Origin of the sequence: Pseudomonas sp. RAC1, assembly GCF_030658255.1 — a bacterium.
GTDB classification, from domain to species: domain Bacteria; phylum Pseudomonadota; class Gammaproteobacteria; order Pseudomonadales; family Pseudomonadaceae; genus Aquipseudomonas; species Aquipseudomonas boreofloridensis.
In genome coordinates this window covers 155,583-181,657 of sequence record NZ_JAUTXS020000031.1, presented here as the reverse complement: position 1 = coordinate 181,657, position 26,075 = coordinate 155,583, and the positions used below count along the sequence as shown (strand labels likewise).

At 64.3% G+C, this 26,075-nt stretch carries 20 protein-coding genes; 16 read left to right on the top strand and 4 right to left on the bottom strand.

All coding sequences use genetic code 11. The annotated features are described in order from the left end of the window. The first annotated feature begins 6 nt into the window (after positions 1-6). The 3 genes from Q7C30_RS11330 (at position 7) to Q7C30_RS11320 (ending at position 2,465) form a co-directional block, all read left to right on the top strand. Positions 7-333, top strand: coding sequence for a hypothetical protein (locus Q7C30_RS11330; RefSeq protein WP_317871549.1), 327 nt, complete (start codon positions 7-9; stop codon positions 331-333). Position 334: 1 nt separating this feature from the next. Beyond that, positions 335-1,501, top strand: coding sequence for an MFS transporter (locus Q7C30_RS11325; RefSeq protein WP_317871548.1), 1,167 nt, complete (start codon positions 335-337; stop codon positions 1,499-1,501). Between the two features lie 298 nt (positions 1,502-1,799). After that, a complete protein-coding gene (locus Q7C30_RS11320; RefSeq protein WP_317871574.1) occupies positions 1,800-2,465 on the top strand; it encodes a cytosine permease in 666 nt (221 codons plus the stop codon). Between the two features lie 49 nt (positions 2,466-2,514). Here the strand turns inward: Q7C30_RS11320 and Q7C30_RS11315 are convergent, their stop codons facing one another. Beyond that, positions 2,515-2,808 (bottom strand): DUF1330 domain-containing protein, encoded by a 294-nt coding sequence (locus Q7C30_RS11315; RefSeq protein WP_317871547.1) that lies wholly within the window; start codon positions 2,806-2,808, stop codon positions 2,515-2,517. 76 nt (positions 2,809-2,884) lie between these two features. Here Q7C30_RS11315 and ribBA point away from each other — a divergent pair, with 76 nt between their 5' ends. The 6 genes from ribBA (at position 2,885) to yghU (ending at position 9,151) form a co-directional block, all read left to right on the top strand. Further along, positions 2,885-4,006, top strand: coding sequence for a bifunctional 3,4-dihydroxy-2-butanone-4-phosphate synthase/GTP cyclohydrolase II (gene ribBA, locus Q7C30_RS11310; RefSeq protein ID WP_029614063.1), 1,122 nt, complete (start codon positions 2,885-2,887; stop codon positions 4,004-4,006). A 207-nt stretch (positions 4,007-4,213) separates the two neighbouring features. After that, positions 4,214-5,239 (top strand): ABC transporter substrate-binding protein, encoded by a 1,026-nt coding sequence (locus Q7C30_RS11305; protein ID WP_039577262.1) that lies wholly within the window; start codon positions 4,214-4,216, stop codon positions 5,237-5,239. Further along, a complete protein-coding gene (locus Q7C30_RS11300) occupies positions 5,236-6,147 on the top strand; it encodes an ABC transporter permease (RefSeq protein ID WP_029614065.1) in 912 nt (303 codons plus the stop codon). The genes Q7C30_RS11305 and Q7C30_RS11300 overlap by 4 nt, the downstream gene beginning before the upstream one ends. A 6-nt stretch (positions 6,148-6,153) precedes the next feature. Further along, positions 6,154-6,963, top strand: coding sequence for an ABC transporter permease (locus Q7C30_RS11295; RefSeq protein ID WP_029614066.1), 810 nt, complete (start codon positions 6,154-6,156; stop codon positions 6,961-6,963). 18 nt (positions 6,964-6,981) lie between these two features. Beyond that, the gene (locus Q7C30_RS11290) at positions 6,982-8,130 is read left to right on the top strand and encodes an ABC transporter ATP-binding protein (protein ID WP_039577258.1); all 1,149 of its coding nucleotides are present in this window, start codon (positions 6,982-6,984) and stop codon (positions 8,128-8,130) included. Between the two features lie 181 nt (positions 8,131-8,311). Further along, entirely contained in the window at positions 8,312-9,151 is an 840-nt protein-coding gene (yghU, locus tag Q7C30_RS11285; protein WP_317871546.1) for a glutathione-dependent disulfide-bond oxidoreductase, read from the top strand. A 42-nt stretch (positions 9,152-9,193) separates the two neighbouring features. Here yghU and zwf read toward each other — a convergent pair whose 3' ends face one another. Then, complete coding sequence (gene zwf / locus Q7C30_RS11280; RefSeq protein ID WP_029614068.1) at positions 9,194-10,687, bottom strand: glucose-6-phosphate dehydrogenase; 1,494 nt, start codon at positions 10,685-10,687, stop codon at positions 9,194-9,196. Beyond that, positions 10,684-11,715, bottom strand: a complete 1,032-nt coding sequence (gene gnd, locus Q7C30_RS11275) for a phosphogluconate dehydrogenase (NAD(+)-dependent, decarboxylating) (protein WP_275898092.1) — start codon at positions 11,713-11,715, stop codon at positions 10,684-10,686. Before gnd ends, zwf begins: the two co-directional genes overlap by 4 nt. 156 nt (positions 11,716-11,871) lie before the next feature. Between gnd and Q7C30_RS11270 the strand changes: the two genes are divergently transcribed. From Q7C30_RS11270 to glgX, 7 genes are all read left to right on the top strand, one after another. Next, positions 11,872-12,039: a DUF6026 family protein gene (locus tag Q7C30_RS11270; RefSeq protein WP_317871545.1), complete on the top strand. Its 168-nt coding sequence runs from the start codon at positions 11,872-11,874 to the stop codon at positions 12,037-12,039. Between the two features lie 528 nt (positions 12,040-12,567). Next, on the top strand, positions 12,568-14,127 hold the full coding sequence (gene glgA / locus Q7C30_RS11265; protein WP_039577250.1) for a glycogen synthase GlgA: 1,560 nt from the start codon (positions 12,568-12,570) through the stop codon (positions 14,125-14,127). A 15-nt stretch (positions 14,128-14,142) separates the two neighbouring features. After that, a complete protein-coding gene (treZ, locus tag Q7C30_RS11260) occupies positions 14,143-15,885 on the top strand; it encodes a malto-oligosyltrehalose trehalohydrolase (protein ID WP_317871544.1) in 1,743 nt (580 codons plus the stop codon). Then, on the top strand, positions 15,882-17,951 hold the full coding sequence (gene malQ, locus Q7C30_RS11255; protein WP_317871543.1) for a 4-alpha-glucanotransferase: 2,070 nt from the start codon (positions 15,882-15,884) through the stop codon (positions 17,949-17,951). The genes treZ and malQ overlap by 4 nt, the downstream gene beginning before the upstream one ends. Continuing rightward, positions 17,948-20,722 carry a malto-oligosyltrehalose synthase gene (locus tag Q7C30_RS11250; protein ID WP_317871542.1) on the top strand — a complete coding sequence of 925 codons (2,775 nt, stop codon included), beginning with the start codon at positions 17,948-17,950 and terminating at the stop codon, positions 20,720-20,722. The genes malQ and Q7C30_RS11250 overlap by 4 nt, the downstream gene beginning before the upstream one ends. Positions 20,723-20,739: 17 nt before the next feature. Further along, entirely contained in the window at positions 20,740-21,000 is a 261-nt protein-coding gene (locus Q7C30_RS11245; RefSeq protein ID WP_029614074.1) for a DUF2934 domain-containing protein, read from the top strand. 87 nt (positions 21,001-21,087) lie between these two features. Further along, entirely contained in the window at positions 21,088-23,241 is a 2,154-nt protein-coding gene (glgX, locus tag Q7C30_RS11240) for a glycogen debranching protein GlgX (RefSeq protein WP_317871541.1), read from the top strand. 146 nt (positions 23,242-23,387) lie between these two features. Here the strand turns inward: glgX and Q7C30_RS11235 are convergent, their stop codons facing one another. Next, entirely contained in the window at positions 23,388-26,036 is a 2,649-nt protein-coding gene (locus Q7C30_RS11235) for a hypothetical protein (RefSeq protein WP_317871540.1), read from the bottom strand. Between the last annotated feature and the right edge of the window lie 39 nt (positions 26,037-26,075).

Sequence of the window (26,075 nt, the reverse complement as noted above, 5' to 3'; positions counted from 1 at the left end):
GAGGACATGGCGTTCTTCGAACACGACCGAAATCGCGATCGCGACATTCACGCCGGGTCCGGCGTCACTGCGCGATTGCCGCGCGGCCGGGGCACTACCGACCGGCCTGGGCGCAATGCGCTGGCGGTGCCGCTGAGCCTGGGGCGCCGCGCAATCGTACCCGACCTGCGCGTCGACAGCGCGCCCATCGCCTCGAAGTACGCTCGACCGTTCTCCCGGGACAGTGCCCACGTACACCTCAATACCCTTGCAGGTCACCCTCATGTCTTCAACGTTTCCCATGCCCCGGCAGTCCACCGGGCACGTTCTGGTTTCCTGCAGGAGTTGCACTGAAATGGGCGATACCCCTTCCAAAGCCTGCGTGGTGGTCCTGGCGCTGCTGGTGGGTATCAACCTGCGGCCGATCATGGCCTCGATCGGACCGTTGCTCGATGTGCTGCAGGCCGACCTGGGCCTGAGCAACCTGCAGGGCGGCCTGCTGACCACGCTGCCGGTGATGATGATGGGCCTGTTCGCCCTCGCCGGCCCGTGGCTGCAACGCCGGGTCGGCGAGGTCAGGGGCGTGGCCATGGGCATGACCCTGATCGCGGCGGCCTGCGCGGTGCGCACCTATGTCGAGTCGTCCGCCGCGCTGATCGCCAGCGCCGCTGTGGGCGGGATTGGCATCGCCGTGATCCAGTCGCTGATGCCGGCCTACATCAAGCGCAATCATCCGCACAGCGCCGGTATGCTCATGGGCCTGTTCACCACGGGCATCATGGCCGGGGCGGCGCTGGCCGCAGCCCTGGCCGCACCCAGCGCCGGCATGCTGGGCTGGAACCTGACCCTGGGTTATGCCGCGTTGCCGGCGATGATCGCCTTGATCGCCTGGCTGCTAGCGGCCGGCCATGTACACGGCCAGGCGTCGGCCGCTGCACTGCCTTGGCGCAGCGGCCGTGCCTGGTTGCTGTTGGTGTTCTTCGGGATCGGCACCGGGGCCTACACGCTGGTGCTGGCCTGGCTGCCACCATTCTTCGTCGAGCTGGGCTGGCCGGCGGAAAGCGCCGGTTATCTGCTGGGCGCGCTGACCATCACCGAGGTCATCGCCGGGCTGTTGGTGTCGGCGCTGATTCACCGTTATCCGGATCGCCGCCGGCCTTTGGCACTGGTGATCCTGCTGCTGATCGGCGGCCTGCTGTGCCTGATGACCGCGCCGCTGACACTGTACCTGCTGGCCGTGCTGTGCCTGGGGCTGGGCATCGGCGCACTGTTCCCACTGTCGCTGATCGTGACCCTCGACCGCGCCCGCTCGCCGGCCGAAGCCGGATCGCTGCTGGCCTTCGTGCAAGGCGGCGGCTACCTCATCGCCGCGAGCATGCCCGTGGTGGCCGGGGTAGTACGCGACCAACTCAGCTCCTTGCATTGGGCCTGGGCAGTGATGGCGATAGGTGCCGGGCTGCTGCTGGTCCTGAGCACCTGGCTGCGCCCGGTGAGCCCTGAGCGCACCCTGGCACACGCCTGACGCCGAGCGATCAGGGCCACTCGCGGTCCTGATCGCCTGGCACTGAAATCGCTCACCTGGGCACCCGCGCGGTGCATAGCATGGAGCCAACCCCGCCACGGCGCCCTCTCCTGCACGCTCGCCACGTCGAATCCTGCCCCATTCGCGAACGTAGCTTTTTTAACGTTCGTAAGCACAAATTTACTAATTTCTCCTTCCCCCTCCGCGCTCCATGATCGCTTCCAACAAGAACGCGCCGCCTTCTGCCGGCGCGCATCCGGGCACCCGTGAAGTGCCCATCCTTGCCTTGGAGTTCCTCATGACCAGCGCAGCGCCTGCGGCCCCCCTCATCGAAAAACACACGATCGGATACGTGCCCCCCGAAGACCGCCATGGAAAGGTCAAGGACCTGTTCACCCTGTGGTTCGGCGGCAACATCGCGCCGCTGCCCATCGTCACCGGCGCCCTGGGCGTGCAGTTGTTCCACCTGAACCTGGTGTGGGGCATCGTCGCCATTCTGGTCGGTCACCTGCTCGGCGGCGTGCTGATGGCGCTGCACTCGGCGCAAGGCCCGCAAATGGGCATTGCGCAGATGATCCAGAGCCGCGCCCAGTTCGGCAGCCTTGGCGCATTGCTGGTGGTGGTGATCGCCGGGGTGATGTACATCGGTTTCTTCGCCTCCAACATCGTGCTGGCGGGCAAGTCGCTGCACGGCGTGGTCGACAGTGTGCCGGTGCCCGATGGCGGCCGCTATGGGCGCTACAACCCGCAGGCGCTGATTGCCTACACCATTGGCATCCTGGTGCAGATCCCGTTCATGAACACGCCGCTGTACGTCGGCCCGGTCTCGGCGCACATCGACGGCGCCGACCTGTCCTGGCTGGTCGGGCTGGCGGTGACCACACCGCTGTACGCGTGGCTGGCGAGCCGCGACAGTGCCTACCGCCGCCGCCAACGTGGCACCGAGCTCGCCACAGGACACTGAGACTGAGCCGTAGCCATCGCGCCTGCTTGGCAGGCGCATCCACCGAAGACTACGGCTCGACCCCTTCCACGATGATGACCTCGGCCATGGCCGCGCCGTGCCGATACTGGCAGGCGTCCTGATAGAGATCCGACCGATAGCAGGCCAACGCCTGCTCGTACGAATCGAACTCGATCACCACGCTGCGTTGCGGCGTGGCCCTTCCCTCCAACGCCTCGCTCTGCCCCCCTCGGGCCAGAAAACGTCCGCCGTAAGCCGCGAACGCCGCAGGCGCGCGCTGGGTGTACTGCTGATACTGCTGCGGGTCGGTGACCTCTACGTGGGCGATCCAATAGGCCTTCATCCAGCGCGCTCCTCTTAGGGTGATTTATGTATTATGGTATACCACAATACTCCACCGATCATCGCGAGCGTGCAACATGGCCTTCAACCGCATCGAAGAACTTCTCGAAGACTACCGCCAGGGCAAGATGGTCCTGCTGGTGGACGATGAAGACCGGGAAAACGAAGGCGACCTGCTGATCGCCGCCGAATGCTGCAACGCCCAGGTGATCAACTTCATGGCCCGCGAAGCACGCGGGCTGATCTGCCTGACCCTCACCGACGAGCACTGCCAACGCCTGGGCCTGGAGCAGATGGTGCCCAGCAACGCCAGCGCCTTTGGCACGGCGTTCACGGTGTCGATCGAGGCAGCCAGCGGCGTCACCACCGGCATCTCCGCCGCCGACCGGGCGCGCACCGTGGCCGCCGCCATGGCCGCCGATGCCCGCCCTGAAGACCTGGTGCAGCCCGGTCATATCTTTCCCCTGCGGGCCCGCGAGGGCGGTGTGCTGACCCGCGCTGGCCACACCGAAGCCGGCTGCGACCTGGCGCGCCTGGCCGGCTTCGCCCCGGCCTCGGTGATCGTCGAAGTGCTCAACGACGACGGCAGCATGGCGCGGCGCCCGGATCTGGAGCGCTTCGCCGCACAGCACGGCATCAAGATCGGCACCATCGCCGACCTGATCCACTACCGCCTGAGCACCGAGCAGACCGTCAAACGCATCGGCGAACGCGAACTGCCGACCGTGCATGGCACCTTCCGCCTGGTCACCTTCGAGGACCGCATCGAAGGCGGCGTGCACATGGCCATGGTCATGGGCCAGATTCACCGCGAGCAACCGACCCTGGTGCGTGTGCATGTCATCGATCCCCTGCGCGACCTGGTCGGTGCCGAGTATGCCGGCCCTGCCAACTGGACCTTGTGGGCAGCGTTGCAACGGGTGGCCGCCGAAGGCAGCGGTGTGGTGGTGGTGCTGGCCAATCACGAATCGTCCCAGGCCCTGCTCGAACGGGTGCCGCACCTCATCCAGGCGCCGCGGCCGTACCAGCGTGGGCAAACCAAGGTGTACTCGGAGGTCGGCACCGGGGCGCAGATCCTGCAGGACCTGGGCGTGGGCAAGCTGCGCCATCTGGGGCCGCCGCTCAAATATGCCGGGCTGGCCGGGTATGAACTGGAAGTCGTGGAGAGCGTGCCATTCGAGCCCACTATGCTCGCGTGAGGGGGTGACGCAGTGATGGCCGGTCGCCAACTCCCTCTTGCGAAAAGTTTGGAATACCATAATATGATATCCCGTAGACCTTAATGCTACCGGCCGTGCCTACACTCACACCACGGCCAGATTCCACTCGAAATAGCGGCTCCCGATTACAATGGGCGGGCGCGACACAGCCCCGCCTCGAATAACAAAAGTCACGAGGGCGTAACCATGCTGTTGAGTAAACGCGTCACCGCAGTGCTGTCCGCCAGCCTGCTGTCCCTGGCCTGCCAGACCACCCAGGCCGCCGACAGCCTGAACTTCGTCAGTTGGGGCGGGACCACCCAGGACGCCCAGAAACAGGCATGGGCCGACCCCTTCAGCAAGAGCAGCAACATCAAGGTCGTGCAGGACGGCCCCACCGACTACGGCAAGCTCAAGGCCATGGTCGAAAGCGGCAACGTGCAATGGGACGTGGTCGATGTGGAAGCGGATTTCGCCTTGCGCGCCGCCAGCGAAGGCCTGCTCGAACCGCTGGACTTCAATACCCTCCAGCGCGACAAGATCGACCCGCGCTTCGTCTCCGACCACGGCGTCGGTTCGTTCTTCTTCTCCTTCGTGCTCGGCTACAACGAAGGCAAGCTCGGCGCCAACAAGCCGGTGGACTGGAGCGCGCTGTTCGACACCCAGACCTATCCAGGCAAACGCGCCCTGTACAAGTGGCCAAGCCCCGGCGTGCTGGAGCTGGCCCTGCTGGCCGATGGCGTCCCGGCCGACAAGCTCTACCCGCTCGATCTGGACCGCGCCTTCAAGAAGCTCGACACCATCAAGAAAGACATCGTCTGGTGGGGCGGCGGTGCCCAGTCACAGCAACTGCTGGCCTCCGGCGAAGCGACCCTGGGGCAGTTCTGGAATGGCCGGCTCTATGCCCTGCAGCAAGACGGCGCGCCGGTAGGCGTGAGCTGGAAACAGAACCTGGTCATGGCCGACTTCCTGGTCATTCCCAAGGGCGCCAAGAACAAGGACGCGGCCATGAAGTTCCTGGCCAACGCCAGCAGTGCCAAAGGCCAGGCCGACTTCGCCAACGCCACCGCCTACGCCCCGGTGAACCTCGACAGCATCCAGCGCCTGGACCCGCAACTGGCACCTAACCTGCCGACCGCCCACGCCCAGGATCAGGTGACGCTCGACTTCGCCTACTGGGCCAAGAACGGCCAGGCCATCGCCGCGCGCTGGAACGAGTGGCTGGTTAAATGAAAGTCGCCATCAATGCCCTGCATAACGCCCAAGGTGCCGACCCCGGCACCCCGCGGGCGGCCTTGCGCCGCGTGCCCCTGAGCCAGCGCTGGCGGGGCAGCGGCAACCTGCTGCCGGCGCTGCTGTTCCTCGGCCTGTTCTTCTTCGTGCCGCTGATCGGCCTGCTGCTGCGCGGCGTGCTGGAGCCGGTGCCGGGGCTGGGCAACTACGAACAACTGTTCGCCAACTCCGCCTACGCCCGGGTACTGTTCAACACCTTCTCAGTGGCCGGCCTGGTGACGTTGATCAGCGTGCTGCTGGGCTTTCCGCTGGCCTGGGCGATCACCCTGGTGCCGCGTGGCTGGGGTCGCTGGCTGCTGAACATCGTGCTGCTGTCGATGTGGACCAGCCTGCTGGCGCGCACCTACTCCTGGCTGGTGCTGCTGCAGGGCTCGGGGGTGGTCAACAAGCTGCTGATGGCCCTGGGCATCATCGACGCCCCGCTGGAGATGGTGCACAACCTCACCGGCGTGGTGATCGGCATGAGCTACATCATGATCCCGTTCATCGTCCTGCCCTTGCAGGCGACCATGCAGGCCTTGGACCCGATGGTGCTGCAGGCCGGTTCGATCTGCGGCGCCAGCCCCTGGACCAACTTCTGGCGAGTGTTCATTCCGCTGTGCCGCTCGGGGCTGTTCTCCGGTGCGCTGATGGTGTTCGTGATGTCGCTCGGTTACTACGTCACCCCGGCCCTGCTGGGCGGTGCGCAGAACATGATGCTGCCTGAGTTCATCATCCAGCAGGTGCAGTCGTTCCTGAACTGGGGCCTGGCCAGCGCCGCGGCGGCACTGCTGGTGGCCATCACCCTGGTGCTCTTCTACCTGTACCTGAAGCTGCAGCCGGAATCCCCGGTCGGCAACGCGAGGTAATCCGTCATGCTCCTGTCCCCCAACGCCATGGGTCGTCCGCTGCGCACGGGCCTGTACCTGACCACCGGGATCATCGCCGCCTTCCTGCTGCTGCCGGTGGTGTTCATCGTGCTGCTGTCGTTCGGTTCCTCGCAGTGGCTGGTGTTCCCGCCGCCCGGCTGGACCGTCAAGTGGTACACCCAGTTCTTCTCCAACCCCGAGTGGATGGACGCCGCACTGGCCAGCCTCAAGGTCGCCGTGCTCACCACCATCGCCGCCGTGGCCCTGGGCCTGCCCACCGCCTTCGCCTTGGTGCGTGGGCGTTTCCCCGGGCGCGAAATGCTCTACGGTCTGTTCACCCTGCCCATGATCGTGCCTTTGGTGATCATCGCCGTGGCGGTCTACGCGCTGTTTCTCAAGCTCGGCTATACCGGCACGCTGTTCGCCTTCGTGGTCAGCCATGTGATCGTCGCCCTGCCCTTCACCATCATCTCGATCATCAACTCGCTGAAGCTGTTCGATCAGTCGATCGAGGATGCAGCGGTGATCTGTGGCGCCTCGCGACTGCAGGCGGTGTTCAAGGTGACCTTCCCGGCGATTCGCCCCGGCATGATCGCCGGCGGACTGTTCGCCTTCCTGGTGTCCTGGGATGAAGTGGTGCTCAGCGTGATGATGGCCAGCCCTGACCTGCAGACCCTGCCGGTGAAGATGTGGACCACCCTGCGCCAGGACCTGAGTCCGGTGATCGCCGTGGCTTCGACCCTGCTGATCGGCTTGTCGATCCTGGTCATGGTCATCGCCAGCGCCCTGCGCCGTCGCAACGAAATCAACGCCTGAGTGCCGGAGACAACAACCATGAGTGCAGTCATCCAAGACACCGCGCAGGCCAAGACCCTGGTCAGCCTGCGCAACCTGAACAAGCACTACGGCGATTTCGCCGCGGTCGACGACATCAGCCTGGACATCCAGGACGGCGAGTTCCTCACCTTCCTCGGCTCCAGCGGCTCGGGCAAGTCCACCACGCTGTCGATGCTGGCCGGTTTCGAGACGCCCAGCAGCGGGCAGATCCTGGTCGACGGCCAGTCGCTGGTCAACGTGCCGCCGCACAAGCGCGACATCGGCATGGTGTTCCAGCGCTACTCGCTGTTCCCGCACCTGAGCGTGCGCGACAACATCGCGTTCCCGCTGACCATCCGCAAGCTGGCCAGCGCCGAGATCGCCAAGCGCGTGGACGCCATGCTCAAGCTGGTGCAATTGGAATCGTTCGCCCATCGGCGCCCGGCGCAACTGTCCGGCGGCCAGCAACAGCGCGTGGCCATTGCTCGGGCGCTGGTGTACGAGCCGCGCATCCTGCTGATGGACGAACCGCTCGGCGCGCTGGACAAGAAACTGCGCGAAGACCTGCAGGACGAGTTGCGCCAGTTGCACCGGCGCCTGGGCATCACCATCGTCTACGTGACCCACGACCAGGAGGAGGCGATGCGCCTGTCCCAGCGCATCGCCATCTTCAGCCACGGCAAGATCGTCGGCCTGGGCAGCGGCTATGACCTCTACCAGAATCCGCCCAATGCATTCGTTGCGTCGTTCCTGGGCAACTCCAACTTCCTGCGGGTCAGCGCCACCGGTCATGGTGCGGCGACTTTCGAAGGCCAACCCTTGGCGATCCGCCTGACCGCAGGGCTCGCCGCTGGCCAGCCGGCGCTGGTGATGGTGCGGCCGGAGAAGGCGTTGGCACTGAGCAGCGAGCAGGCGAGCCGCGAGCCACTGCCAGCAGGCTGGAACGAGGTCGAGGCCAAGGTCGGCGAACTGCTGTTCCTCGGCGAGAGCCAGACCTGCCATGTGCACACCGACGGTGGTACAGCGATGACGGTCAAGGCGCTGTCGGCGGCCGGCATGCCGATGCGCCCCGGTGACCGGGTGAAGGTGCGCTGGGCGGTGGCCGATGCGTGCGTCTACACCCAGTGGGCCGAGAGCGACCTGAGCAAAGCGGCCGGCGCACACTGATCCGCACGGGGCCTGAAGCTGAAAGACGGCGCGCGCGGGTAAGCACCGTCTTTCAGATTACCGCTGCACGGCTACGGCAAGTCTTCCCAGCACCGCTCATCCTGCCCTAGTCTTGTGCACCGAACCCTGATCGCATCCGGCGATCGCACAGGGATCGAAGACACTCAGGAGATGAGATCGGATGAGCAAAAGCCCCTACGTTCCCCCGAAGGTGTGGAAGAACGATGCCGCCTCAGGTGGCCAGTTCGCCAGCACCAACCGCCCGATCGCCGGCCCCACCCATGAACGCGAGTTGCCCGTGGGCGAGCAGCCGCTGCAACTGTATTCGTTGGCCACGCCCAATGGCGTGAAGGTCACCATCATGCTCGAAGAGCTGCTGGCCCTGGGGCATGCCGGCGCCGAGTACGACGCCTGGCTGATCCGCATCGGCGAGGGCGATCAGTTCTCCAGCGGCTTCGTGCAGGTCAACCCGAACTCGAAGATCCCCGCCCTGCTCGACCGCAGCGTCGAGCCGCCCGTGCGGGTGTTCGAATCCGGCTCGATCCTGCTGCACCTGGCGGAAAAATTCGGCGCCTTGCTGCCTGCCCACCCGGCAGCGCGCACCGAAACCTTGAACTGGCTGTTCTGGCAGATGGGCTCGGCACCTTACCTGGGCGGTGGTTTCGGGCATTTCTACGTGTATGCACCGGAGAAGATCGAATACGCCATCAACCGCTTCAGCATGGAAGCCAAGCGTCAGTTGGACGTCCTGGAACGACGCCTGGCCGAAAGCCCGTTCCTGGGCGGGGAACACTACAGCATCGCCGACATCGCGGTATGGCCGTGGTACGGGCAATTGGTGCGTGGCAACTTGTATGGCGCGGCCGAATTCCTCTCGGTGCAGGACTACCCCAACGTGCAGCGCTGGGCCGACAGCATCGCCGCACGCCCGGCGGTGCAGCGTGGCACCCGGGTCAATCGCACCTGGGGCGAGCCAGACAGCCAGGTACCGGAGCGCCATTCGGCGGCCGACCTGGACTGAGTCACCCGCCAGGGCCGCACTGGCGGCCCTGGCTGAGCCGCTTCACCCCAGGCGGTGCCATTCGCGCTTGTCGCGGGTGAGCAATTCGTCACCCGCCTCGGGGCCGTCTTCGCCCGCCGCGTATTCGTGCACCTCACCGCCCTTGGCCCAGGCGTCGAGGAAGGGCTGCACCGCACGCCAACCGTTCTCGATGTTGTCGGCGCGCTGGAACAGCGTCTGGTCACCGGTCAGGCAGTCGTAGATCAGGGTTTCGTAGCCGGTGGCCGGGGTCATCTTGAAGAAGTCCTTGTAGGCGAAACCCAGCTCGACGTTCTCCATCACCAGCTCCGGGCCGGGGCGCTTGGCCTGCAGGTCGAACCACATGCCCTCGTTCGGCTGGATCTGGATCTTCAGGTAGTTGGGCTTGGGCCGCTCCAGCGCCGACTCGCGGAACTGCGCATAAGGGGCCGGCTTGAAGCAGATGGCGATCTCGGTGTCGCGCACGCTCATGCGCTTGCCGGTGCGCAGGTAGAACGGCACGCCGGCCCAGCGCCAGTTGTCGATCATCACCTTCAGCGCCACGTAGGTCTCGGTACGGCTGTCTTTATCGACGTTGCTTTCCTGGCGGTAACCGGCCAGGCGCTTGCCAGCGCCGTACTGCCCGCGCACCGAGTTCTTCAGGGCCAGCTTCGGCGTCCAGGGCCGGATCGCGCCGATCACCTTGGCCTTTTCACCGCGAACCGCATCGGCGCCAAACGCCGCGGGCGGCTCCATCGCCACCATCGCCAGCAACTGGAACAGATGGTTGGGCACCATGTCGCGCAACGCGCCGGTGCTGTCATAGAACGCCCCGCGCGTCTCGACGCCAACGGTTTCGGCGGCCGTGATCTGCACATGGTCGATGTAATGGTTGTTCCAGAACGATTCGAACAGCCCGTTGGAGAAGCGGCTGACCAGAATGTTCTGCACCGTTTCCTTGCCCAGGTAATGGTCGATGCGGTAGATCTGCCGCTCGCTCATCACCTTCAGCAGGCACGCGTTGAGCGCCTCGGCGCTGGCCAGGTCGGTGCCGAAGGGTTTTTCCACCACCACCCGGCGGAAACCACCGCCGGACTCGTCGAGCAGTCCCGCTTCGCCCAGGCGCTGCGCCACTTCCGGGAAGAAGCGCGGCGAGGTGGCGAGGTAGAAAATGGCATTGCCGTGACGGGTCTTGTCGATACGCTTGCCCAGGGCCTGGTAAGTGGCCGGGTCGAGAAAATCGCCGGTCTGGTAGTCGAGGCGCTTGGCCAGGCGCGCCCAGAGGTCGGGATCGAGGCTGGGCGGTGCGCCCTCGCCGCCTTTGTCGCGGCCAGCCATGAAGGCATGCAGGCGTTCGGCGAATTGTTCGGCGCTGGCTTCGTTGTGGTCGACGCCGACGATGCGCAGGTTGCGGTCCAACAGGCCATCGCGGCTGAGGTTGTACAGCGCCGGCATCAACAGGCGCTTGACCAGGTCGCCATTGGCGCCGAAGAGGAACAGCGTGCAGGGCGGTGCAGCGGGCGTGGTTCGTTTGCTCATGGGCGTTTGTTCTCGACGTGGCCACCGAAGCCCAGGCGCATGGCAGACAGCACCTTGTCACCGAAGGTGCCTTGCTGCTGGCGTGAGCGGAAGCGCGCGAACAGCGCGCTGGACAGCACCGGAACCGGCACCGCCTGTTCCACGGCGGCGTCCACCGTCCAGCGACCTTCGCCGCTGTCGGACACCGAGCCGCTGAACTGGGCCAATTGCGGGTCGGCCACCAAGGCGTCGGCGGTCAGGTCCAGCAGCCACGAGGTGACCACGCTGCCGCGCCGCCACACCTCGGCGATCTCGGCCACGTTCAGGTCGAAGCGCTGGTCTTCCGGCAGCTCGTTGCCACCTTTGCTGCGCAGCAGGTCGAAGCCTTCGGCGTAGGCCTGCATCAGGCCGTACTCGATGCCGTTGTGCACCATCTTCACGTAGTGCCCGGCGCCGGGTGGACCGGCGTGGATGTAACCGTGTTCGGCACGCACCGGCTCGCCGCTGCGCCCGTGGGTGCGGGGAATGTCGCCGACGCCTGGGGCCAGGGCAGCGAACAGCGGCTCCAGGCGCTCGAACACCTCACGCTCGCCGCCGATCATCATGCAGTAGCCGCGCTCAAGGCCCCAGACGCCGCCGGAGGTGCCCACGTCCAGGTAATGCAGGCCGCGCGTGGCCAGTTCGGCGGCGCGGCGCATGTCATCTTTGTAGAACGTATTGCCACCGTCGATGATCGCATCGCCCGGCTCAAGCAGATCGGCCAACTGCGCGATGGTCTGCTCGGTCGGCTCGCCGGCCGGCAGCATCACCCAGACGGCACGCGGCGCCTGCAGCGCCTGGACCATGGCGGCGAGGTCGTCAACGCCTTGCGCGCCGTCGCCGGCCAAAGCCGTGACCGCGTCGCGGTTGCGATCGTGCACCACCGTCTGGTGGCCGGCGCGCATCAGGCGCCTTGCAATGTTGCCGCCCATGCGGCCCAGCCCGACGATTCCCAGTTGCATGTGCCGATGCTCCCTCTTTGCGAATGAATGACAACGCGGTTCGGTGATTCAGGTTAGTCCAGCGCGCCGCCCGAGGGTTCACCGACGAACGGCATGACCACGATAAACAAAAAAGTTCCCATCGCTTGGCAAAGAATTCAAAATGCGCGCCGCACGAAGCGTCTACGCTTACTACCGTCACCAGCCAAACTGCGAGGTGTACTCATGGGTACCGTCATGCCTGCCACCGCCACCCAGACCCTCTACGTCACCGTACGCCGCGACGAACTGCGTCAGCTTCGCGACGAGCGTGATCAACTGCGCGCGCAGGTGGCCCAGCTCAACCTGATGCTCGAAGAAGCTCGCCTGAACGGCAAACTGCCCCAGCTCTGATCCTCACGCACTGTTTCGGGGCCTGATCAGACCCCATCGCCTTATTTCACGCCCTCCTCTCGCGCCTCGTTCCGCTCCCTTTCCGGGCACCTCCAACGGCGCGTGCTCTGCCGCCAACGTTTGCGCAGATCAACGGTCATGGAAAATGTGACCGGCGGGTCACCGCCGCTACCTTTCGTCACCTACACTCAGGCTCGGCCCGTGTTTTGCTGTGTCAGACGGTGAGTGCCACCTTTCGGCCCTCCCTCGACAACCAGTAAAGGCAGCTACTCCAAAATAAGTAGAACTTTCCAAAACATGGGTAGGTCAGCAACTAAGTAGGCCGCGCAAGAGGATCACCTCACGCGCCAGCCCGCCCACCCCAATCAGTCCAAACGCCCGTTCGACCGGACTTTCGAGCGCGCGGTGTTGCTGTGCACGACTCAGGGGCAAGGATCGCATCACGAACACCTGTAACAAAAAGCGAGAACCAATACGAGATAACGCGATGGGTGACGCACCCACCAGCGCAAGGGATGGAGAGAAGTAATGATCAGTGCCGCTGTCGAGCCTCATGTAGAACTGTTCAACCCCGATAATAGCGGGCCCCTGCCACCAGGGTTCGTCACGACAGGCAAGGCACCCGGTATTCAGCGCGGTCAGAACCCGCTCAAGCGCAAGGTGTTGTTCGTCACCTCGGAATTCGCCGACCTGGTCAAGACCGGCGGGCTGGGCGATGTCTCCGCTGCCCTGCCCCGCGCCATGGCCCACCTGCACGACGTCCGCGTGCTGATTCCCGGCTATCCGCAAGTGGTCGACAGTGACAACCCCATCCATATCGTCGGCGAACTGGCTGGCCATGCCGCGTTGCCGCCGTGCAAGATCGGCCGCATGGACCTGCCCGATGGCCTGGTCATCTATGTGCTGATCTGCCCCGAGCTATACGAGCGTGAAGGCACCCCCTACGGCGCCAACAACGGTCGCGACTGGCCAGACAACCATATCCGCTTCGCCCGCCTGGGCCTCGCGGCTGCGGATATCGCCGCAGGCGAAGGCATGATGCACTGGCGCCCGGACCTGGTGCACGCCCACGACTGGCCAGCAGGCCTGGCCCCGGCGTACATGCACTGGCGCGGCCTGAATACCGCAACCTTGTTCACCATTCATAACCTGGCCTACCAGGGGGTGTTCAGCCGCGCCTGCAGCCCCGAGCTGGCCATCCCCGACCATGCCATGCAGCAGGAAGGCATGGAGTTCTACGGCAAGCTGTCGTTCCTCAAGGCGGGCCTGGCCTACTCCAGTCACATCACTACCGTGAGCGCCACCTACGCCCAGGAAATCACCACACCCGAGTTCGGCTGCGGCCTGGACGGCTTCCTGGCCAGCAAGGCCCAACAAGGCTTGCTCGGTGGGATCCCCAACGGCATCGACGAAAGCTGGGATTCGGCCACAGATACTCACCTGGAGCACAATTTCAGCCTCAACGACTGGGAAGGCAAGGCACGCAACGCCGATCAGGTGCGTGAACTGTTCGGCCTCGAACCGTCCGAAGGTCCGCTGTTCGCTGTGGTATCGCGCCTGGTCTACCAGAAAGGTCTGGACCTGACCTTGGGTGTGGCCGAAGACATCGTCCGTCAGGGCGGACAGATCGCGATCATCGGTCGCGGCGAGCCAGAGGAAGAGCAGGCCATGCGCGAGCTGGCCCTGCGTCACCCGGGCCGCATCGGCGTGCGCATCGGCTTCAACGAAACCGACGCCCGCCGCATGTTCGCCGGCAGCGACTTCCTGCTCATGCCGTCGCGCTACGAGCCATGCGGACTCAGCCAAATGTACGCCCAGCGCTTCGGCTCGCTGCCAGTGGCGCGCAACACCGGTGGCCTGGCTGACACCATCGAAGATGGCGTCACGGGCTTCCTGTTCAACGAGTCGACCGTGGACAGCTACCGCGAAGCGCTGAGCCGGGCATTTTACGTGCATGCCCATAAAGACCTGCTCAACGCCATGCGCTGCCTGTCCATGACTCAACCCTTCAATTGGTGCCAGGCGGTGGAACCCTATGCCCGCCTGTACGAGGAACTGGTCTGCCAGGCACACGCCGGCGCCTACTGACAACGAGGTGTGAAGATGCACAGGCATGGCGCACATTCAATGGACGCCACGTCGGCGCGCTTCGCCCTCTGGGCGCCGGACGCGCGCAACGTGAGCGTGGAAATCCAAGGGCAGCCAGCGGTCACGCTGCTGCCCGAGCACGATGGCTGGTTTGCTGGCACCGCCCCTTGCACACCGGGTGACCGATACTTCTTCAAGATCGACGATAAGCTGAAAGTGGCCGATCCGGCCTCTCGCTATCAGCCTGAAGGCGTGCACGGCCCCAGTGAAATCGTCGAATTGTCTCACTACTCCTGGGAGCACCCCTGGCAAGGCCGGCCTTGGCACGAGGCAGTGATTCAGGAACTGCACGTGGGCGTGCTGGGTGGGTACAAAGGCGTGGCCCAGCAACTGCCGCGCCTGGCCGAGCTGGGTATCACCGCCATCGAATTGATGCCCGTTAACCAGTTTCCCGGCGAGCGCAACTGGGGTTACGACGGCGCCCTGCCCTTCGCTGCGCAGCATACCTATGGTTCGCCCGCCGAACTCTGCCACTTGGTCGACCAGGCCCACGGCCACGGCCTGATGGTCATGCTCGACGTGGTCTACAACCACTTCGGCCCCGATGGCAATTTCCTGCCCCAGTACGCCAGCACCTTCTTCCGTGAGGATCGTCAGACCCCCTGGGGCGCGGCCATTGATTTCCGCCGCCCCGAAGTGCGCGAATTCTTCATTCAGAACGCGCTGATGTGGCTATGCGACTACCGCATCGATGGTCTACGCCTTGACGCCGTACACGCGATCGACCAACCCGATTTCCTCGTCGAACTGGCCGCGCGCGTGCGCGAAGCGGTCGAACCAGGCCGACAGGTCTGGCTGGTGCTGGAAAACGAACATAATCAGGCAGCGCTACTGGAACAGGGCTTCGACGCCCAGTGGAATGACGATGGCCACAATGCCTTGCATGTGCTGCTCACCGACGAAACCGAGGGCTACTACGAAGACTACAAGGACCAGCCCATCGCCAAGCTCGCGCGCTGCCTGGGCGAAGGCTTCGTGTTCCAGGGCCAGCCCAACCGCAAGGGCGAACCGCGAGGCGAGCCCAGCGGCCATTTGCCACCCAGCGCGTTCGTGCTGTTCCTGCAAAACCACGACCAGATCGGCAACCGGGCGCTGGGCGAGCGCTTGACGCGGCTGTGCCCGCCCCAGGCACTGCGCGCCGCGACAGGGCTGTTGCTGTTGTCGCCGATGATCCCGCTGCTGTTCATGGGCGACGAGGAAGGCAGTTGCCGACCCTTCCTGTTCTTCACCGACTTCCACGACGAACTGGCCGATGCCGTTCGCGAAGGCCGTCGCGCCGAATTCGAACACTTCGCCGCGTTCGCCGACCCGGAAAAACGCGAGCATATTCCCGACCCCAATGCGTTGGACACCTTCACCGCCTCGCATCCCGCCGGCAAGCAGGTGCTCGCCGGCTGGCATGGTCTGTATCACCAACTGCTGCATATCCGCCAGCGCACGCTGATGCCGCGCCTGGTCGGCAGTCGCGCTCTGGGCGCTGAGGTCATCGGCGAAAAGGCCCTCACAGCGCGCTGGCGCCTGGGCGATGGCAGTGAGCTGCGAATCGATCTGAACCTTGGGCCAGCGGCGCAGCCCATAACCTTACCGGGCGCCGACTCGCGCCTGTTCGACAGCAGCGACAACGCCCACCCGGATTCCACCCTGGCCGCCTATAGCTGTGTGGTCAGTCTGCTTCCCCTTCGCCAGGAGACGCCATGAGCGATACGCCGCTGCACCGCCTCGCCGCCCGCGCAGGCCTGGCCCGTGACTGGACCGATGCCAACGATCGCCCGCAACGCGTTACCGATGAAGCCCTGCGCGGTGTCCTGCAGGGCCTGGGATTGCCTGCCGAAGACGACGCCGCCATCGAGCGCAGCCTGGCTGCGCTGGATGAAGCACATGACAGCGACCATCTCCCGCCCCTGCTGACGGTGGACCTGGAAAAGCCCTTGGCGCTCAAGCGCTGGTTCACGGCCGACAGCGCGGTGCGCTGTTCGCTCGAAGACGGCACCTCGCGCACGCTCACGCTCGACGCCCAGGCGCAGTTGCCCGGCGAGCTGCCGATCGGCTATCACCGTCTCGACATCGACGGGCGCACCTTGACCGTGGCCGTCGCCCCTGCGCGCTGCTATAGCCTCACGGACGTGGTCGAGCAACAGCCCCCCCGCTGCTGGGGATTGTCGGCGCAACTCTACAGCTTGCGTCGCCCGGGCGATGGCGGCTTCGGCGACTGCCTGGCACTGGAGCAATTTGCCCGCTGTGCCGCCGAGCGCGGCGCCGATGCCTTGGCGATCAGCCCGATTCACGCCCTGTCGCTGTTCGACCAACAACATTTCAGTCCCTATTCCCCCTCCAGCCGCCTGCTGCTCAACTACCTCTACGCCAGCCCTTCGGTGGTGGTGGGCGAACGTGAGGTGCGCATGGCCGCTGAGATGGCTGGGCTCACCGAAAGTCTGGAAGACCTGGAACAGCAAGCGCTGGTCGATTGGCCGCGTGCCGCCGACGTGCGGCACAAGCTGCTCAGGACGCTCTACGAAGAGTTCAGCAAGGGTGACCATCCCCTGCGTTCGGACTTCGACAGTTTCCGCGAGGCTGCAGGCGATGCCCTGGAGCAGCATTGCCGTTTCGAAGTGCTGCAGGCCGAAGCCGTGGAGCAGGGTCTGGGCGCCGATTGGCGTGAGTGGCCCGATGCCTGGAGTCGGCCCGACGCCGCCGAAGTCGAGGCGATGGCCGCCGCGTATCCTGCGCAAGTGGAGTTCCAAGCGTTCTGCCAATGGCTGACCGAGCGCAGCCTGCAACGCGCCCAACAAGCGGCCAACGGCGGTGGCATGCGCGTGGGCCTGATCGCCGATCTGGCGGTCGGTGCCGACGGCGGGGGCAGCCAGGCCTGGAGCCGTCAGGACGAATTGCTCGCCGAGCTCACGGTCGGCGCACCGCCGGACATTCTTAATCGCTCCGGGCAGGACTGGGGCATCAGCGGCTTCTCGCCCGAAGGCCTCAAGCGCAACGGCTTTCGCGCCTTCATCGAAATGCTGCGGGCCAACATGGCCCATGCCGGCGGCCTGCGCATCGACCATGTCATGGGCTTGCGCAGGCTGTGGCTGATCCCCAGAGGCGCCACACCCAAGCAAGGCGCCTACGTCGACTACCCGTTCGACGACATGCTGCGGCTGCTGGCGCTCGAATCGGTGCGCAACCAGACCATCATCCTCGGCGAAGACCTGGGCACCGTGCCTGAAGGCCTGCGCGAGCGCCTGGCCGACAAGGCCGTGCTGGGCATGCGCGTACTGCCCTTCGAGCAGAGTTCCACGGGCCATTTCAAGCCGCTGTTGGACTGGCCCGATTCAGCCCTGGCCACCACCGGCACCCACGATCTGTCACCGCTGGCCGGCTGGCTCAAGGCCCGCGACATCGACTGGAATCACCGCCTGGAACTGATCGACGCCGCCACCGAGTCGCATTGGCGGCAGGATCGCGAACAGGAAATTCATGGCCTGCGCCGTACCTTGGAATCCAACTACGGTCACTTGAAGGATAACGACGCCTTGATCGACGCTGCCATCCGCTATGTCGGCCACACCCGCGCCCCGCTGGTGCTGGTTCCGCTCGAAGACCTGCTGGGCTTGGAAGAGCAGCCCAACCTGCCCGGCACCACCGATGGGCACCCTAACTGGCGACGGCGCTTCGAGCGTCCGGTGACCGAATTGCTGGATGACGAACACGCCGCCCGCCGCCTGGAATTGCTGGCCCAAGCGCGGGTCCAGGCCGGGGAGCGCGACCGATGAACGCCTTGACTGCGACCCAACGCCTGCAATTTCACAGCGACTTCACCCTCGACGATGCCGTGCCCTTGGTGCCCTACTTCGCCCGATTGGGCATCAGCCACCTGTACGCCTCGCCCATTCTCAAAGCCCGCGCCGGTTCCCGGCACGGTTACGATGTGGTCGACCCGACCCTGGTCAATCCGGAACTGGGCGGCGAGGCCGCACTGCTGCGCCTGGTGGCTGCCCTGCGCGAGCACGGCATGGGGCTGATCCTCGACACCGTGTCCAACCACATGGCGGTCGGCGGCGCCGACAATCCTTGGTGGCAAGACTTGCTGGCCTGGGGGCGGCGCAGTCCCTACGCCGAGTTCTTCGATATCCAGTGGCATTCAAGCGATCCGCTGCTAGCGGGCCAGTTGCTGCTGCCATTCCTGGGCAGCGACTACGGCGTCGCCCTGCAAAACGGCGAGCTGCCTCTGACCTTCGACGCCGAACGCGGCGTGCTGGAAGTCGAGCATCACGAGCACCGCTTCCCGATCTGCCCACTGGATTACGGACGCGTCCTCGGCCACAGCGACGACGCAGCGCTGCAAGCGCTGGGCAAGCGTTTCGACGCCCTGAACGACTCCACCCAACCGCTGGCCGAGGCAGCGCCTTTGCAAGCCGAGCTGGCCCAGTGCGTCAACCAAGGCGCCAGTCTCGACCGGGCGCTAAAAGCCTTCGACAGTCACACCGAAGACGGTTTCCAGCGCCTGCACTTGCTGCTCGAACGCCAGAGCTATCGCCTGGCTAGCTGGCGCACCGCTGCCGATGACATCAACTGGCGGCGCTTCTTCGACATCAATGAACTGGGCGGCCTGCGCGTGGAGCGCTCGGCGGTGTTCGAAGCCACCCATGCCAAGCTCTTCGAGCTGATCGAACGCGGCTTGGTGGACGGCTTGCGCATCGACCACATTGACGGCCTGGCCGATCCGCGCCGTTATTGCCGCAACTTGCGCCGCCGAGTGGATACCCTGCTGGCCAAGCGCCCTACCGAAGCGAGGCTGCAGCACTTCCCGATCTATGTGGAGAAGATCCTCGGCACGGGCGAACACCTGCACCCGGATTGGCTCACCGATGGCACCACCGGCTATGAGTTCATGAACCAGGTGTCGCTGGTACAGCACGATCCGGCGGGCGAAGCGCCCTTGACCGAGCTCTGGCGCAGCGTGGCCGAGCGCCCCGAGTTCGACGAGGAAGTGCGCATTGCCCGGCGCCTGGTGCTCAACGCCAGCCTGGCCGGCGACTGCGAGTCGGTGGCCCAGGCCTTGTTGCAGGTGGCGCGCGACGACCTGATGACCCGTGACCTGACCCTGGGCGCGATCCGCCGGGGCGTGCAGGCGCTGGTCGAGCATTACCCGGTCTATCGTACCTACATCAGCGCGTGCGGCCGTCCCGAGCAGGACGAACCCTTCTTCCAGCAGGCCATGGAAGGCGCCCGGCAATCGCTCAGCGAGGCCGATTGGCCGCTGCTGGAGCAGTTGCAACGCTGGCTCGGCGGCCAATCCTGGCGCGAACTGCCCGTTGGCCGTGCGCGCAAGCGCCTGCGTCACGCCTGCGTGCGCTTCCAGCAACTCACCGCCCCCAGCGCGGCCAAGGCCGTGGAGGACACCGCGTTCTACCGCAGCGCACGACTGCTCTCGCGCAACGATGTAGGCTTCGAGGCCGAGCGCTTCAGCGCCTCGCCGGCCGAGTTCCATAACGAGGCGCAGCGCCGCCTGCGCGACTTTCCCGACAATCTGCTGGCCACCGCGACCCACGATCACAAACGCGGCGAAGACTGCCGCGCGCGCCTGGCCGTGCTCAGCGAGCGCGGGCCATGGTTGGCCAGCCGCGTCGGACATTGGCGCGAACTGGCCCATTCGCTGCTGGACGGGCAGGACGACGGTCCGGCGCCGAGCCCTGCCGATGAAATGCTGCTGTTCCAGACACTACTGGCCAGTTGGCCGCTGACGCTGGACCGCGACGACCGTGCAGGCTTGCAGGCGTTCGCCGAACGGGTCGGCCAATGGCAGCAGAAAGCGCTGCGCGAAGCCAAGCTGCGCAGCAGTTGGGCCGCGCCGAACGAGGCGTATGAGCAGGCCTGTTCACGCTATCTCGAAGGCTTGCTGATCAGCGAGGACCACCAACACCTTCGCCATTCGCTGGCCGACGCCGCCGAGCGTATCGCCTGCCCCGGCGCGCTCAACGGCCTGGTGCAGAGCCTGTTGCGCATGACCACGCCGGGCGTGCCCGATCTCTACCAAGGCAACGAATACTGGGACCTGAGCCTGGTCGATCCGGACAACCGCCGGCCGGTGGATTACGCGGCTCGACACGCCAGCCTGGAGCACGAAGCACCGCTGCACGAGCTGCTGACGCACTGGCGCGACGGACGTCTGAAACAATCGGTGATCGCCCGTGTACTGAACCTGCGCCGCGCCCATCCCGCCCTGTTCCAGCGCGGCGCCTACCTGCCGCTCGATGCCCAGGGCCGCCACGCCGACAAGGTGTTGGCCTTCGCCCGACTCGGCGAAGGAGAACGGGCAATTATCGTCGTGCCGCGTCTGGCCAGCGATCTGCTCGGTGCGGCCAGTATTCCGTTGATTGCGCCGCAGAACTGGGACGACACCCGCGTAATTCTGCCGTTTGCCGTTTCGCCTGCCACTTGCAGTGGACTTTTCCCAAACACCGTTGTCAGCCCTAGTAGGGAGCTGATGCTCAGCGAAGTGCTGTCGGAATGTCCGCTCAACCTGTTGATTGAACAAGCATGAAGATCAGGAGCGTCTAAATGAGTGTCGATGAAAAGCGTGTTCGCGAACTGGCCCACCAGATCTGGGAATCGGAGGGTAAACCCCACGGTCGCGATGAAGAGCATTGGAAAAAGGCGGTGAAGTTGGCCGAGGCGGAAGCAAAAGCGCCGGCGCCCAAGTCCAAGAAGGCACCCGCCAAGCCCAAGGCTCCGTCCGAGCCCAAGGCCGCGGCACTGCCGGGCGCCAAGCCTGCCCCACCGAAAAAGCCGCGCGCACCGAAGAAACCCGCAGCGCAGTAACGCAGTCGCGACACCGCGTCGTTGCCGGCCTTCCTACGGCAACGACGCCTAACCCTATTCCATTCGTTTGGCTAGACGAGAGCTGCCATGACCGCACGCACCCCAAAGAAAACCCGTTCCGTCGCGCCAACCCGTATTCGTGAAGGCCTGCCCTTCCCGCTGGGTGCCACCTGGGATGGACTGGGCGTCAACTTCGCCCTGTTCTCGGCCAACGCCACCAAGGTCGAGCTGTGTATTTTCGACGCCAGCGGCGAGAACGAACTCGAGCGCATCGAACTGCCGGAATACACCGACGAGATCTACCACGGCTACCTGCCCGATGCTCACCCAGGACTGGTCTACGGCTACCGCGTGTACGGCCCCTATGAGCCGCAGAATGGCCACCGCTTCAACCACAACAAGCTGCTCATCGACCCCTACGCCAAGCAACTGGTGGGTGAGCTGAAATGGTCCGAGGCACTGTTCGGCTACACCCTCGGCCACCCCGACGACGATCTTTCGTTCGACGAGCGCGACAGCGCGCCCTTCGTGCCCAAGTGCAAGGTCGTGGATCCAGCATTCACCTGGGGCCGCGACCAGCGCGTGCAGATTCCTTGGGAACAGACTGTGTTCTACGAGGCTCACGCGCGCGGTATCAGCATGCGTCACCCCGCGGTTCCGGAAAACCTGCGCGGCACCTTCGCGGGCCTGGCCAACGACGAGCTGCTCAAGCACATCAAGGACCTGGGCGTTTCGAGCATCGAGTTGCTGCCGATCCACGCCTTCGTCAACGACCAGCACCTGCTGGACAAAGGCCTGAACAATTACTGGGGTTACAACAGCCTGGCGTTCTTCGCGCCGCACCCCAAGTACCTGGCCAGTGGCAAGATCGCCGAATTCAAGGAGATGGTCGCGCACATTCACGAGAAGGGCCTGGAGGTGATTCTCGATGTGGTCTACAACCACACCGCCGAAGGCAACGAGCGTGGTCCGACCCTGTCCATGCGCGGCATCGACAACGCTTCGTATTATCGCTTGATGCCTGACGACAAGCGCTACTACATCAACGATTCGGGCACCGGCAACACCCTGGACCTGAGCCACCCCTGCGTGCTGCAGTTGGTCACCGACTCGCTGCGCTACTGGGCCGGCGAGATGCATGTGGACGGCTTCCGCTTCGACCTGGCGACCATTCTGGGCCGTTACCACGACGGTTACAGCGAGCGCCACAGCTTCCTCGTCACCTGCCGCCAGGACCCGTTGTTGCGCAGCGTCAAGCTGATCGCCGAACCCTGGGACTGTGGGCCAGGCGGCTACCAGGTGGGCAACTTCGCGCCCGGCTGGGCCGAATGGAACGACCGCTTCCGCGACACCGCCCGCGCCTTCTGGAAAGGCGACGAAGGCCAACTGGCCGACTTCGCTGCGCGCCTGACCGGTTCGGGCGATCTGTTCGACAATCGGGGTCGGCGCCCCTATGCGTCGGTCAACTTCATCACCGCCCACGACGGCTTCACGTTGCGCGACCTGGTGTCGTACAACGACAAGCACAACGAGGACAACGAGGAAAACAACCAGGACGGTACCAGCAACAACATCTCCTGGAACTGCGGCGTTGAAGGTCCGACCGAGGATGCCGAGATCAAGGCGTTGCGCATGCGTCAGATGCGTAACTTCTTCGCCACCTTGCTGCTGTCCCAGGGTACGCCGATGATCGTGGCGGGCGATGAATTCAGTCGCACTCAGCACGGCAACAACAACGCCTACTGCCAGGACAGCGAAATTGGCTGGATCAACTGGGACCTGGACGAGGAAGGCCAGGCCCTGCTGGCCTTCGTCAAGCGCCTGACCAAGCTGCGCCATGAGTATCCGGTGCTGCGCCGTTCCAACTTCCTGGTGGGCGACTACAACGAAGCGATCGGTGTAAAGGATGTCACCTGGCTAGCACCCGACGGCAACGAGATGGGCGTGGAGCAATGGGAGGATCCCCATGGCCGATGCCTGGGTATGCTGATCGACGGTCGTGCGCAGGTCAGCGGTATCGCCCGTCCTGGCGACCAGGCCACCGTGCTGCTGATCGTCAATGCTCACCATGACGTAGTGCCGTTCAAACTGCCCAGCGTGCCGCAAGGTGAACATTGGAGCTGTCTGATCGATACTGACCAGCCGGAGCAACGCAAGGCCAAACCGATGGCGTTCGACAGTACCTTCGATGTCACCGGACGTTCGGTGGTGTTGATGGTGTTACAGCGCGAGCAGGAGTGATGGGCTCCGGGTAACGACTGAGTGTGTGATGTACGCATGGATCCACAGAAGGTGGCACATCTGTGGATCCGTGCACATTGCTCACTCGAATCCGCGTGGCCATCCCGGTCCTGGCCTTCGTGCTGATCACTCTTTGACTCAGCCCCCTATAGCACGTGGCAAGGGATGTAAAGCGGGTCTGATTGCACGTCAGATCTGAACTCAAGTACGAAAGTACCCTTCTTGGTAATGGACTGAGCCGCCCAGAGTGCCCGAGTAAACTCTAAACTTACAGGTACTCTGTAAGTCGGATACATTTGAACGAATTGTTCCTCTAGGGTGATTTTAATAAAGTCGACACTGACGTTTATCGATTCTGGCCATCCCAAATCGTTTTTCGGGTGCAGTGTAAAGTCAGGTTCAGAAGTGATCACCTTGAGTGCCATCTCATCGTCATAGCGAGAGTCGAATCCCTCAGAAGTGACATAGAATTCGTCTTCGAAGCGATCAGCGAGCAGCAGGCATCGGATCCTGTAGGGTTGATCGAACCCCTCCGCATGGATGGTCAATTCGAAGCTACCACTGGAATAGGCGTTGCCCGTCAACGTCCACTTGAGGTTCGATGCTTCCAACGTACGCTTGTCACCGAATTCGGGCTGCGCACTCATCAGCGTGGCGGGCAGGGTATGGGCTGTGAAAGTTAACCAGCATGGCGTCTTGAAGACATTCAAGGGGCTCTCGGCTTTGGGGCGAGCGAACAGCACTTGTCCTTGTCCCTTATACGGCCGCTTGACAACCAGGAACTCGTTGACACCCATGCTCAGACTCGAGACATTGATTTCATCTTTCAAATGAGTGGAAAGCAAAAACGCCTGGTCGATTTCCAGCGTCTTGGAAAATACGCGATCGGAGACGACCACCCTCACCCCGAAGTCACCGCTGGCCTGGCCCCCTTGCAGCACCCATTCCACCCCATGTGCGTCGAGCGCACGGCCGTGGCCATACAAGGGCGCCGCTATCATATCGGGGGCGCCCAGGCTGCGGCCCACGAATTCCAGGTAGACGCTCAAGCCGAGTCCACCTAACGGACTATCGGCCTTGGGTTGCAACGTCAACGTGACTGGCTGTTCACGACGAAAGATCGCAGGATTCGGTACGGCCGCACCTTGTAGTTTCAACTCCGCTTCATCGCCCAGTTCGGCAGATAGTTGCACACCTTTGAGAGAAAACGGTGCCGACAGATCGTCCGTCGCGGTCTCCAGTACGAATGTCCCGGAGTCCGTGCCCCCCTTGAGTGTCCAACTGATGCCCTGCTCTGTCATCGTCTGCGCGGCAGTAGGCGTGAACGTGATCCCTCGCTCAGGCTTACCGTTGGGCCAGCGCAAAAGGATCGGCTTGCCGATGAAAAAGCTGTCCGTTTTTTTCGGTTTCAGGGTCAGATTGACCTCGGTCTGGCGTGTCAACAACAGGCCTATTTTTTCGAAGTCGGTAACAGGTTTGCCCTCGAACAGCACCTCCAGCTCGGCCCCCCACGGCGACACGGCGAACACCGGTAGTTTCTGCACTTGCTCACTGACCTGCTTCAGTTCGTCTTCGTAGACCGCTTTGAACACCGCGTTATTGTCAACGCCTTCGTCGCCGGGCTTGGGCAGATACTCGATGCTCGACAGCCCCTTGGCATCAGTGGGCTGGGTGGCGAACAGCGTGTCGTTCAACAGCCACTTGACCGGCCTGCCGACGGCCGGGCGCTCAGGGGCGAACAGGTTGTGCAGCATCACGCTCAATTGGGTGCTATTGCCATACTCGACCACCGGGACAACGCCATCCCACTCGATACCCCCAAGGTCATGGCGGAAATCACCGAGCTGCGCCTTCAACTCGAATCGCGGCGCTTGCCAGTAGCTGCCCAGGCCAAGGCCGATCTCACCGGCTTGAGCAGCGGTGGCGCCCGCCTGCAATTGCCATTGGGCACCGTCACCCTCGTCCAGCGGTTGGTAACGATCGTCCTGATCGCCCGCGTTCTGGTTCAAGGGTGGCCTGGCGCTCAGCCCGAAGGCACTCGGCGGGTGCTGATTGTCGTCCATCCAGATCAGACTCACAGGCTGACCCGACCAGGCGTCTCCGGCCGCCGCCTTGACCTGCAAGACATGCTCAGCGCCATGGCACAACAGGAACGGCTGGCGCGTCTGTTCGATCTGATTTTTCCCACCTGGATCCAGGACCAGCTTGACCGTGCTGGCCGAGGACAGCTCAGGCAAGCGTAGCTGCGAGATCACTTGGCGCAGATACAGCCTGGAAGTGATCTTGCCCTCCAGTCGGGTGTCGAACGCGACGCGCAACCGCGTCGCATCGACTGGCAAGGGGACGAGCCGCGGCGTCATGCGATGCCAGGTCGGCGCAGCGCCAGGGGCCAGAGGTTCATCCTCCAGCGTCCCCTGGCCCTGCAAACGCTCGATGAACACTTGTGCCCCTTCCTTGCCGTCTTCGAGCAGATGAACCGTCACCAGGCACTCCTTGAAATTGCTCAAGGCGTAGTCGCAACCCAGCCAGTACTGCGGCCGCGCGCCGTCAGCCTGCGGCGCGACGGGCAGATCGATGTCCTGCCAGACACGCTCGTTGCGCTGGATACCCAGGTAGGTCGAACCGTCTCCACCGTCGCTGAAATCGATCAACTGACCCAAGCTGCGCCAGGGCCCGTTGGCAGAGAAATCCGCTTGCTGCAGAAACGGCGCTTTGAGCACCGAATGGCCCTGGGTGTCTTGATCAGCATCAGCGGAAGCGTCGGGCGTGGCTCCAGCTTGTGTGCGTGGGCTCATGTCATTCTCCAGATAGATATCGCCCCTGAGGGTCGTCAG

Excerpts from the sequence above, each read along its gene's own strand:
- Q7C30_RS11330 (WP_317871549.1), top strand. The coding sequence starts at position 7 with ATGGCGTTCTTCGAACACGACCGAAATCGCGATCGCGACATTCACGCC.
- Q7C30_RS11325 (WP_317871548.1), top strand. The coding sequence starts at position 335 with ATGGGCGATACCCCTTCCAAAGCCTGCGTGGTGGTCCTGGCGCTGCTG.
- Q7C30_RS11320 (WP_317871574.1), top strand. The coding sequence starts at position 1,800 with ATGACCAGCGCAGCGCCTGCGGCCCCCCTCATCGAAAAACACACGATC.
- Q7C30_RS11315 (WP_317871547.1), bottom strand. The coding sequence starts at position 2,808 with ATGAAGGCCTATTGGATCGCCCACGTAGAGGTCACCGACCCGCAGCAG.
- ribBA (WP_029614063.1), top strand. The coding sequence starts at position 2,885 with ATGGCCTTCAACCGCATCGAAGAACTTCTCGAAGACTACCGCCAGGGC.
- Q7C30_RS11305 (WP_039577262.1), top strand. The coding sequence starts at position 4,214 with ATGCTGTTGAGTAAACGCGTCACCGCAGTGCTGTCCGCCAGCCTGCTG.
- Q7C30_RS11300 (WP_029614065.1), top strand. The coding sequence starts at position 5,236 with ATGAAAGTCGCCATCAATGCCCTGCATAACGCCCAAGGTGCCGACCCC.
- Q7C30_RS11295 (WP_029614066.1), top strand. The coding sequence starts at position 6,154 with ATGCTCCTGTCCCCCAACGCCATGGGTCGTCCGCTGCGCACGGGCCTG.
- Q7C30_RS11290 (WP_039577258.1), top strand. The coding sequence starts at position 6,982 with ATGAGTGCAGTCATCCAAGACACCGCGCAGGCCAAGACCCTGGTCAGC.
- yghU (WP_317871546.1), top strand. The coding sequence starts at position 8,312 with ATGAGCAAAAGCCCCTACGTTCCCCCGAAGGTGTGGAAGAACGATGCC.
- zwf (WP_029614068.1), bottom strand. The coding sequence starts at position 10,687 with ATGAGCAAACGAACCACGCCCGCTGCACCGCCCTGCACGCTGTTCCTC.
- Q7C30_RS11270 (WP_317871545.1), top strand. The coding sequence starts at position 11,872 with ATGGGTACCGTCATGCCTGCCACCGCCACCCAGACCCTCTACGTCACC.
- glgA (WP_039577250.1), top strand. The coding sequence starts at position 12,568 with ATGATCAGTGCCGCTGTCGAGCCTCATGTAGAACTGTTCAACCCCGAT.
- treZ (WP_317871544.1), top strand. The coding sequence starts at position 14,143 with ATGCACAGGCATGGCGCACATTCAATGGACGCCACGTCGGCGCGCTTC.
- malQ (WP_317871543.1), top strand. The coding sequence starts at position 15,882 with ATGAGCGATACGCCGCTGCACCGCCTCGCCGCCCGCGCAGGCCTGGCC.
- Q7C30_RS11250 (WP_317871542.1), top strand. The coding sequence starts at position 17,948 with ATGAACGCCTTGACTGCGACCCAACGCCTGCAATTTCACAGCGACTTC.
- Q7C30_RS11245 (WP_029614074.1), top strand. The coding sequence starts at position 20,740 with ATGAGTGTCGATGAAAAGCGTGTTCGCGAACTGGCCCACCAGATCTGG.
- glgX (WP_317871541.1), top strand. The coding sequence starts at position 21,088 with ATGACCGCACGCACCCCAAAGAAAACCCGTTCCGTCGCGCCAACCCGT.
- Q7C30_RS11235 (WP_317871540.1), bottom strand. The coding sequence starts at position 26,036 with ATGAGCCCACGCACACAAGCTGGAGCCACGCCCGACGCTTCCGCTGAT.